This window comes from Allobosea sp. P1_A7 (assembly GCF_056406775.1).
In genome coordinates, this window is sequence record NZ_JBFTZN010000328.1 from 1 (window position 1) to 9,042 (window position 9,042).

General features: G+C 65.3%; 10 protein-coding genes, 1 tRNA gene and 1 pseudogene. 10 read left to right on the forward strand and 2 right to left on the reverse strand.

Features of this window, described 5'->3' with window-relative positions:
• The first annotated feature begins 225 nt into the window (after positions 1-225).
• The 4 genes from AC1D34_RS32950 (at position 226) to AC1D34_RS32965 (ending at position 3,845) form a co-directional block, all read left to right on the forward strand.
• Positions 226-2,139 (forward strand): ABCB family ABC transporter ATP-binding protein/permease, encoded by a 1,914-nt coding sequence (locus tag AC1D34_RS32950; RefSeq protein ID WP_476826507.1) that lies wholly within the window; start codon positions 226-228, stop codon positions 2,137-2,139.
• 99 nt (positions 2,140-2,238) lie between these two features.
• On the forward strand, positions 2,239-2,730 hold the full coding sequence (locus tag AC1D34_RS32955; protein ID WP_441493068.1) for a hypothetical protein: 492 nt from the start codon (positions 2,239-2,241) through the stop codon (positions 2,728-2,730).
• A gap of 12 nt (positions 2,731-2,742) precedes the next feature.
• On the forward strand, positions 2,743-3,336 hold the full coding sequence (locus tag AC1D34_RS32960; RefSeq protein ID WP_476826508.1) for a hypothetical protein: 594 nt from the start codon (positions 2,743-2,745) through the stop codon (positions 3,334-3,336).
• Entirely contained in the window at positions 3,333-3,845 is a 513-nt protein-coding gene (locus tag AC1D34_RS32965; RefSeq protein WP_476826509.1) for a hypothetical protein, read from the forward strand. The genes AC1D34_RS32960 and AC1D34_RS32965 overlap by 4 nt, the downstream gene beginning before the upstream one ends.
• A 9-nt stretch (positions 3,846-3,854) precedes the next feature.
• Here AC1D34_RS32965 and AC1D34_RS32970 read toward each other — a convergent pair whose 3' ends face one another.
• Positions 3,855-4,319 (reverse strand): GNAT family N-acetyltransferase, encoded by a 465-nt coding sequence (locus AC1D34_RS32970; RefSeq protein ID WP_476826510.1) that lies wholly within the window; start codon positions 4,317-4,319, stop codon positions 3,855-3,857.
• 232 nt (positions 4,320-4,551) lie between these two features.
• Here AC1D34_RS32970 and AC1D34_RS32975 point away from each other — a divergent pair, with 232 nt between their 5' ends.
• The 6 genes and pseudogenes from AC1D34_RS32975 to AC1D34_RS33000 all read left to right on the forward strand — a co-directional run bounded on the left by AC1D34_RS32975 (position 4,552) and on the right by AC1D34_RS33000 (position 8,708).
• Positions 4,552-5,250 (forward strand): phosphatidylserine decarboxylase, encoded by a 699-nt coding sequence (locus AC1D34_RS32975; protein WP_069877150.1) that lies wholly within the window; start codon positions 4,552-4,554, stop codon positions 5,248-5,250.
• A 95-nt stretch (positions 5,251-5,345) separates the two neighbouring features.
• Positions 5,346-6,137: pseudogene (locus tag AC1D34_RS32980) on the forward strand (CDP-alcohol phosphatidyltransferase family protein); the annotation flags it as partial.
• 681 nt (positions 6,138-6,818) lie between these two features.
• Positions 6,819-7,427, forward strand: a complete 609-nt coding sequence (locus tag AC1D34_RS32985; RefSeq protein ID WP_441493099.1) for a Maf-like protein — start codon at positions 6,819-6,821, stop codon at positions 7,425-7,427.
• 93 nt (positions 7,428-7,520) lie between these two features.
• A complete protein-coding gene (locus AC1D34_RS32990) occupies positions 7,521-8,342 on the forward strand; it encodes an SDR family NAD(P)-dependent oxidoreductase (RefSeq protein ID WP_476775667.1) in 822 nt (273 codons plus the stop codon).
• The gene (gene yacG / locus AC1D34_RS32995; RefSeq protein ID WP_441507897.1) at positions 8,335-8,544 is read left to right on the forward strand and encodes a DNA gyrase inhibitor YacG; all 210 of its coding nucleotides are present in this window, start codon (positions 8,335-8,337) and stop codon (positions 8,542-8,544) included. The genes AC1D34_RS32990 and yacG overlap by 8 nt, the downstream gene beginning before the upstream one ends.
• An 88-nt stretch (positions 8,545-8,632) precedes the next feature.
• Positions 8,633-8,708 (forward strand) — tRNA-Phe (locus tag AC1D34_RS33000).
• A 151-nt stretch (positions 8,709-8,859) separates the two neighbouring features.
• Here the strand turns inward: AC1D34_RS33000 and AC1D34_RS33005 are convergent.
• Positions 8,860-9,042, reverse strand: a 183-nt coding sequence (locus AC1D34_RS33005) for a hypothetical protein (RefSeq protein WP_476826511.1), incomplete at its 5' end; no start/stop codon positions are given.

Here is a 9,042-nt window from a genome sequence, read left to right on the forward strand (position 1 = left end):
GGATTGTTCTCCGACACGTAGTCGTCAAGATACTCGGGAAGCAGGACACCCTGCCGACGGTCTTCACTCTCAACGAAGCGCTTCATCTAAGCTCCCGGAGCATCACCTCCAGGAATCCTAGCCGACTCGGCTCTTTTCACACAGCCTCCCCGGCTTGCAGCAAGGCTCATGCATTCGCCCGCGATCGCGGATATATGGGCGGTTCAACTTGGAACTGTTTGAAAAATGTCCCCGCCTGCCGCGCCGCCTCCAGCGTCGAACTTCGCCCACTCGGCCGTCCTGCAACCCGGCTCCGGCTTCGTCGCGACCTTCCGTGCGCTCTGGCCCTATCTCTGGCCACCGGATCGCGCCGATCTGCGCAAGCGCGTGGTCGCGGCCTTCATCCTGCTGGTCATTGGCCGCATGGTGCTGATGGGCGTGCCATTCACCTTCAAATGGGCGACGGATGCCCTGGCGAACACGCCGACCAGTCTCGGGCGCTGGCTGCCCTGGCTGGTCGGCGCACCGCTGACCCTGACGCTGATCTACGGGCTGGCGCGCGTCGGCTCCTCGGCCTTCATCCAGATGCGCGACGCGTTGTTCGCGCCCGTGTTCATGCATGCGGTGCGCACGTTGGCGCTGCAGACCTTCGGTCATCTGCATTATCTCTCGCTGCGCTTCCATCTCGAGCGCAAGACCGGCGGTCTGACCCGCGTGCTGGAGCGCGGCCGCAACGGCATCGAGGAAATGGTCCGCCTCGGCCTGAACCAGTTGGTGCCGGTCGTGGTCGAAGTCGCCCTGATCACCGCCGTGCTGCTGACGATGTTCGACTGGCTCTATGTCGTCGTGCTGGTGGTGATGGTGACGACCTACATGGCCTACACGATCAAGGCCACCGAATGGCGCATCGCCATTCGCGGCGCCATGAATGAGTCCGATACCGACGCCAATTCGAAGGCGATCRACTCGCTGCTCAACTATGAGACGGTGAAGTATTTCGGAGCAGAGGCTCGCGAGACAGCCCGTTACGACCGTTCGATGGCGCGCTACGAGCGCAACTCGATCAAGGCCTATACCTCGCTCGCCTGGCTCAATTTCGGACAGGCGGCGATCTTCGCGACGGGCCTGACGATCTCGATGGTGATGGCGGTGCGCGGCTTCCAGGCCGGCACGCATACGGTCGGCGATTTCGTGCTGATCAACGCCATGTTGATCCAGCTCTACCAGCCGCTGAATTTCATGGGCACGGTCTATCGCGAGATCAAGCAGGCGACCCTCGACATCGGCGAGATGTTCGCCCTGATTGGCCGCGATCCCGAGATCCAGGACCATCCGGGCGCCCCACCCCTTCGCGTCGATGCAGGCGAGGTCCGCTTCGAGGACGTGCATTTCGCCTATATCCCTGAGCGGCCGATCCTGAAGGGTATTTCCTTCACGGTGCCGCCGGGCAGGACGATCGCCATCGTCGGCCCGTCCGGCGCCGGCAAGTCGACGATTTCGCGCCTGCTCTTCCGCTTCTACGAACCGGCCAAGGGCAGGATCATGATCGACGGGCAGGATATCGCCGCGATCCAGCAGGTCAGCCTGCGCTCGGCGATCGGCATGGTTCCCCAGGACACCGTGCTGTTCAACGACACGATCGAGTACAATATCCGCTATGGCCGGCCGGATGCGACCGAGGCCGAGGTCGAGGAGGCGGCGCGGCTCGCCCAGATCGACCGCTTCATCCGGTCGTTGCCCGACGGCTATGAGACCTCCGTCGGCGAGCGCGGCCTGAAGCTCTCAGGCGGCGAGAAGCAGCGCGTCGCCATCGCCCGCACCATCCTGAAGGGGCCGCCGATCCTGGTGCTGGACGAGGCGACATCGGCACTCGATTCCTTCACCGAGAAGGAGATCCAGGACGCGCTCGACCGGGTCAGCGAGGGGCGCACGACGCTGGTCATCGCCCATCGGCTCTCGACCGTAATCAATGCCGACGAGATCATCGTGCTGGACAAGGGCCTGATCGTCGAACGCGGCCATCACCGCGAGTTGCTGGCGGCGGATGGCGTCTATGCGGCGCTCTGGAACCGTCAGCGCCAGGTCGACGAGGCCAAGGCGACGCTGAAGCGCGCGACCGAGGAAGAAGAAGAGAGTGTGAGAGTGACCCTGACGCAGTAGTCGGGGCGACGGAATTCTCTCGCCAAACGCGGCCTGCTTCCTGCATGCTACACTCCGCCGGTTTCACACGAAGCCGGTGGAGCATTGCGGGGGCTGCTCATGTTCGATCCGACGACCTTCACCGGCTTTCATACCTGGCTCAGCCTGATCGCCATCGTGGCGGGTTTTCCCGTCGCCGCGGCCATGCTGAAAGGGCACACGCGGCCGCGCTGGACCGGAATTTTCCTCTCCACCGCGTTTGCCACCAGCGCGACGGGCTTCGGCTTTCCATTCAACGGCCTCCTGCCCTCGCATATCGTCGGTGCGATCTCGCTCATTCTGGTCGGCCTTGCCGGATACGCCCTCTACGCTCGCAGGCTCGATGGCGCCTGGCGGCGGATCTATGCGGTCACGGCGATGCTCGCCTTCTATCTGCTGATCTTCGTCGCGGTCGCGCAGGCTTTCATGAAGGTGCCGTTTCTCCAGGCCATGGCGCCGACCCAGTCAGAGCCGCCCTTCGCGATTGCCGAAGGGCTCGTGCTGCTGATCTTCGTGGTGCTGACCTATCTCGCCGCGCGCCGCTTCGTCCGCAGCCCGACGGCGCTCGCCTGAGGATTGCGTGGCTTGCGTGGCGATGGCTCGCTCCCACGCAACTGGCCGATCCTTGCCTGCCGCGGTGACACCATGCTGAAGCGCCTGCGCCTGACCGGGGCGCTTCTCTTCTCCATCCTGGCCGCGGACCGGGCCGCTGCCGCGACGGAGCAGGGCTGGGAGCTCTGGATCGTCAAGCCGGGACGGCCGGGCATCGTCCAGACGTGCTCGCTGCTCAGAATGTCGCCGTCGCCGCTTGAATCGACACTTCCTCCCGATCGGCAACCGCTTCGGCTCGATGAGGCGCTCTCGATACGCTGGCAGGGCGGGTATCTCGTGCAGGACGGCGCGCCCGAAGGCCCGGCAGCGAAGCGAGGCTGGAATCCGGCCGATAGTTGCTTCGTCCTGATGGTTGCGGGCAAGCCAGTTGCGGCCGGCGCCGTGCTGCCACGAGCCTCCGCTCAGCTGCTTCGCTTCGATACTCTCGTGGTCCAGGAGGACCGGGCAGGCCAGCGGCTCGCCTTCGAACTGCTCCCGCATTTTCCGGCGGATGTCATGCTGCCGGCCCCTGCGCCCTGGGCGGCGGCGCTCGGTGCGCTCAGCCGCCCCTCAGGGGCCACGCGATGACGGCAGCGAAGCGCTTGCGAGCGGTGTTCGGGCTCGGCGCCAGCCTGGTCCTGGCGCTGTCGGCCATGCCTGTGCAGGCCTCCAGCACGAAGAAGGTCGGCAACTGGGTGGTCATTACCAATGACCGGCAGGGCGGGCGCAAGGATGTCGCGGCGGTGCTGAGCGATAGAGAGGCCCATGTCGGCCTCGCGATCCGCTGCATCGAGGCCAGCCTGTCCATCGCCTTTCTGCCGCTGAACAATGACGGACTGTTCGGCAAGGCGGGGCGGGCGGCTGCATCCTTCGTTCAAGCCGATGGTCAGCCGGCGGTTGAACTGGCGGGCGCGGTCGGGGCGGACCGGGCCGTGCATGTTGCGCGCCCGGCGTCCCTGCTCGGATTGATCCTCGGCGGGGCCGAGATGAGTGTGTTGATCCCGGCTCAGGGCAGCGGGGCGGTTTCTGCCGATTTCGACCTTGCATCCGGCCGGAGCGCGCTGGCCGAGCTTGTCGGGCAGTGCCCGGCCGACTGACGGCTACGCTCAGTCCAGCTCCAGCCGGTAGCGCAGCTTCAGGCGCTCGCCGCGGGCATAGCTTTCGTAGCTTTCCGGAATCGTGACCTCTTCGACGAGGACACAGCCGAGCCTTTCCAGCGTGCGGCGGGAGGCGAGGTTGTCGGGCGTCGTCGTCAGCCAGAGTTCGCTGAGGCCGCACGCCCTGGCCAGGGGAAGCAGCGCCCTCACGGCTTTGCCGGCGAGGCCGCGCCCGCGATAGGCTGGCTCGACGGAAAAGCCGATCTGCCCGGCGAGATGGGTCAGGAGATAGCTCGCGCCTGGCCGCAGGCTGATCGTGCCGGCGGGCTCAGCCTCAGCCAGGATGTCGAAGCGATAGGCGGCGGCGCGCCAGGGCGAGGTTTCCGGCGAATAGCTCCGGCTCAGCCGCAGGCTGACATCGTCACAGCCAAGCCTGGCCAGAAGAGCCGTGTCGATATCGCCCGCCTCCGCCATGTCCCGCGCTCCGCGCCGATGCCATGGCTGAGCTTCTAGCCGTTCCGCTGCCCTGTCTGGAAGACGCGGCGGCAAAGAGGCGGAGTTTCGTCTGCCACAAGGGGCGCGGCATGCGGCCTCTTCCCCCGGAGCGCCGAACCCCGTAAATCACGCGACAATGCCTGCCGCCCCATTCGGGCCGCAGGGGAGCGTCACTCTGCCGACGCGCTGACAAGACCAAACAGGATTGCCCATGTCGCTCGTCGATTCCGTCCGCAAAGTGATCGTTCCCATCCACAAGGAGGGCTACGTCTTCATCGCGATCGCGCTGGTGGCGACGATCGTGCTCGCCAATCTCTGGTCGCCCTTCGGCTGGCTCGGCGCGATCATCACGATCTGGGTCTGTTATTTCTTCCGCGATCCCATCCGGATCACGCCGCAACGCGAGGGGCTGGTGATCTCGCCGGCCGATGGCCGCATCAGCCAGATCGCCTCGGCGCTGCCGCCGCCGGAGTTGAACCTGCCGGCCGAGCCGATGACGCGCATCTCGATTTTCATGAACGTCTTCGATTGCCATGTGAACCGCGCCCCGGTCTCGGGCCGCATCATCAAGATGGCCTATACGCCGGGCCTCTTCCTCAATGCGGAGCTCGACAAGGCGAGCGAGGACAATGAGCGCAACGCGCTGGCGATCGAGACCCCGGCCGGCACGGTCGGCGTCGTCCAGATCGCAGGCCTGATCGCGCGGCGCATCGTGCCCTTCGTCAAGGAGGGCGATGCGATTGCGACCGGCGAGCGTTTCGGCCTGATTCGCTTCGGCTCGCGCGTCGACGTCTATCTGCCGACGAGCGTGATTCCGCTGGTTGGCGAAGGCCAGACCGCGATCGCCGGCGAGACCGTGCTGGCCGATGTCTCGGCCAGCGAAACACGGCGCAGCTTCCGCGGAATCTGAGCGCTTTCGACATCCCGGAGCGCCGTGATGCGGCGCCCGGGATGATCGCCGACTGCTCCTAGCCTCCGCGCCTAAAACCGCGTATTCCGGCTGGCATGAGCGATCTCTTTCCCCCCTTCGAGCCCGAGCAGGCTGAATCGAAGCGCACGCGCTTCAAGGCGATCCCGTTTCGGCTGATCGCGCCCAATGTCATCACATTGCTGGCGCTCTGCCTCGGCCTGACCGCGATGCGGCTCGTGGTCGAGGGCAAGCTCGAATCGGCGACGATCTTCATCCTGATCGCTGCGGCGCTCGACGGCGTCGACGGCCGCCTGGCGCGCATGCTGAAGGGCACGTCGCGCTTCGGCGCCGAGCTCGATTCGCTCTCGGATTTCGTCAATTTCGGCGTCGCCACGGGCTACGTGCTCTGGATTTTCGTCCTGCACGATCTGCGCTCCTTCGGCTGGATCATCGTGCTGACGCTGGCCTGCGCCATGGCGCTCCGGCTCGCGCGCTTCAACGTGATGATCGACGATCCCAATCGTCCCGACTGGCAGAAGAACTTCTTCGTCGGCATGCCGGCGCCCGCGGGCGCGATCACCGCGATGCTACCGCTCTATCTGCATTTCATCGGTGTGCCGGTGCAGGAATATGGCGCCCTGCTGGTCGGGATCTATATCCTCTTCATCGCCTTCCTGACGATTTCGCGCATCCCCTGCTATGCCGGCAAGACGCTCGGCACCCGCGTGCCGCGTGAGAAGGTGCTGCCGCTCTTCGTCGCGGTGGTGGTGGTGGCGGGGCTGCTCTTTGCCTACCCCTTCGAGATGCTGTCGCTGATCGTGCTGGCCTATCTCGCGCTGATCCCGATCAGCGTTGCGCGCTATCGCAAGCTGCTCAGCCGCGCCGCATTGGCACGGGTCCGTTTCGAGAACGGCTCGAGCGTGTTGCTGGTCGCCCTGGCGACAGCCTCGCTCATATCGAGCTGGCTGAATGGGCTGAAGGCCAGATCCCACCAGAACAGGCTGACGGCCTGGCTCGCGGCGAGGCCGCTTTCCATCACCGCGGAAACCTTCTCGGTGAGGGCCTTCGTCGCCTCGCGCTGGCCGCGCCGGTCGCCGAGCGCGCCCTTGAGCAGGATCGGCATCCGCATCGCGATGGTCAGCCCGGCCTCGGCCTGCATCGTCATGACCTTGCTCACGAGCGCCTGCGCTTCCACTCCCGTTCCCAGAGCGGAACGCGGACGTCGGGTCGATGTGGTCATTTCGGTGAAGGGCTCCGGAACACGGGACAGGTCGGAAAGGACTCCGGCCTCGCAAAGAGGCCGCGTCTGCGGGCCGTAGGCTTTAATGTGTCAAGTGAAAGGCTGAAACGCAAGGGCGAGGCTGCGTATTTTATGCGCAGTGAACATAACGAAATGGGTATTGCGCTCCAGGATTGCATTCGGCGCGTGGCGGTTCAGAGAGATTTCGCAACCGGCGAAAATGATCTAGAGGCTTGGTCGGAGGGTGTCCGCCATGGGCGCCTGCGAGCCTCAGAGACGAACGCCCTTGAGTTTCTTCTCCACTCCCAAGCAGCCCGGCTGGCGGCCTATGCTGGTCCTGGCTTCGGCCTCTCCGCGCCGGCTGGCCTTGCTGGAGCAGGCCGGGTTGAAGCCCGACGCCATGCTGCCGTCCGATCTGGACGAGACACCGCTGAAAGGCGAGCGGCCGCGCGATCTTTCGCGCCGCCTGGCACGCGAGAAGGCGCAGGCCGCGCGGGAGGGCGCAAAGAGCCGCCCCGATCTCGAAGGCTGCTACATCCTGGCGGCCGATACCGTGGTCGCAGTCGGCCGTCGTGTCCTGCCCAAGGCGGAGATCGTCGATGAGGCGGCTGCCTGCCTGCGGATGCTCTCCGGGCGCGCCCATCGCGTCTATACCAGCGTAGCCCTGGTTACGCCGGGCGGAGCGATCCGTGACCGCATCGTCGAGACGCGCGTGCGCTTCAAGCGGCTCTCGACCGAAGATCTCGAGATGTATCTCGCCTCGGGTGAATGGCGCGGCAAGGCCGGCGCCTACGCGATCCAGGGCATTGCCGGCTCCTTCGTGGTCAAGCTCGTCGGCTCCTATAGCGGCGTGGTCGGCCTGCCGCTCTACGAGACGGTGAACCTGCTCGGCGGCGAAGGCTTCCCGATCCGCTTCGGCTGGATGAATGTCGGCTGAGCGTCAGCGCATCTTGCCCTGACCTGCGGTTATCCCGATCCTGTCGCCGCTGCCGCTTCGGCAGCGCAAGGCGCGCAACCAGGGATGGGGCCGATGACGGAACGCTTGAGGGGCAAGGTTGCAATCGTCGCGGGCGCAGGCTCGATCGGGCCCGGCTGGGGCAATGGCAAGGCAACCGCGACGATCTTTGCGCGTGAGGGCGCCAGGGTGGTCTGCGCCGATCTCAACCGCGATGCCGCCGAGGAGACGGCGGCAATCATCCAGAACGAGGGCGGCCAGGCCTTCGCGGTCCAGACCGACGTAACCCGGGCCGATTCGATCGCCGATCTCGTCGGCCAGGCGCTCGGCCGCTATGGCCGCATCGACATCCTCGACAACAATGTCGGCATCGCCGAGGTCGGCAGCGTCGTCGATCTGCCGCAGGAGACCTGGGAGCGCGTCTTCAAGGTCAATGTCACCAGCGCCTTCCTGGCGATGAAGCACGTCATCCCGGTGATGCAGCGCCAGTTCGAGGAGACGGGCGAGGGCGGCTCGATCATCAACATTTCCTCGATCGCCTCGATTCGCCACACCGGCGTGCCCTATGCCAGTTACTCCGCCACAAAGGCGGCGCTGAATCACCTGACCCGCACGACCGCGGTGCAATACGCGGCGCAGAAGATTCGCGTGAACGCGATCCTGCCCGGCCTGATGAAGACGCCGATGGTCGAGCATTCCGCCGGCCTCGCGCAGGCCTATGGCGAAGGCGACATCGCCGCGATGTGGAAGGCGCGCGATGCGCAGGTGCCGATGGGTCATATGGGCGAGGCCTGGGACGTGGCCTATGCCGCGCTCTTCCTTGCCAGTGACGAAGCGCGCTATGTCACCGGCATCGAACTCGTGGTCGATGGAGGCATCACGCTCAAATATGGCTGAGAATCAGGACACGTCACCCCCGCCGGCGCCAAGACCCTGCCCGATCTGCGGCAAGCCGGCGGTACACCGCTTCAGGCCCTTCTGCTCGTCACGCTGCCGCGACATCGATCTCGGCCACTGGCTGAAGGGCAGCTATGTCATTCCCGGCGAGCCGGTGGAGGAGTCTGAAACCGGGTTACCCACACGCGAAGACGAGACTTGATCGGAAGCCGGCTGAAGCGACTGGACAGCCCGCCAATCACGCTCTATATCGCCCCCACCAACACGAAGCGCCTGGCGCTTCGCCGGATGCCCAGATAGCTCAGTTGGTAGAGCATGCGACTGAAAATCGCAGTGTCGCTGGTTCGATTCCAGCTCTGGGCACCACTCCCCCTTTGGGGCAGCATTGAAAATGCGCTCAATCAAGTGACGCATCCCGCCAAATCGCATTTCGATCTGCGCAGCACGACCTATGACCGGGCCGAGAGCCACTACCGCGTCGTGGCGCTCCTCCGGGCAGGGCGCTCTGGGGGCAGCCCTATTGATCCAGTGGGATGCTCTGCCTGAAGAGGACAATGGACGTGATGGCAAGCACCAGCCAGAATCCCCATCCGATCAATATTGCAAGATCGCCGCTGAGGACCGTGCGGCCGCTTACACGCCAATAGAGGGAGAAGGGGCGTCTTCCATAGTCGCCGATCGCGAGCCTGCCCAGCGTAAG

Bases quoted from the DNA above. Each gene is read 5' to 3' on its own strand.
- AC1D34_RS32975 (WP_069877150.1), top strand. From the start codon at position 4,552: ATGTCGCTCGTCGATTCCGTCCGCAAAGTGATCGTTCCCATCCACAAG.
- AC1D34_RS32955 (WP_441493068.1), top strand. From the start codon at position 2,239: ATGTTCGATCCGACGACCTTCACCGGCTTTCATACCTGGCTCAGCCTG.
- yacG (WP_441507897.1), top strand. From the start codon at position 8,335: ATGGCTGAGAATCAGGACACGTCACCCCCGCCGGCGCCAAGACCCTGC.
- AC1D34_RS32965 (WP_476826509.1), top strand. From the start codon at position 3,333: ATGACGGCAGCGAAGCGCTTGCGAGCGGTGTTCGGGCTCGGCGCCAGC.
- AC1D34_RS32990 (WP_476775667.1), top strand. From the start codon at position 7,521: ATGACGGAACGCTTGAGGGGCAAGGTTGCAATCGTCGCGGGCGCAGGC.
- AC1D34_RS32970 (WP_476826510.1), bottom strand. From the start codon at position 4,319: ATGGCGGAGGCGGGCGATATCGACACGGCTCTTCTGGCCAGGCTTGGC.
- AC1D34_RS32985 (WP_441493099.1), top strand. From the start codon at position 6,819: ATGCTGGTCCTGGCTTCGGCCTCTCCGCGCCGGCTGGCCTTGCTGGAG.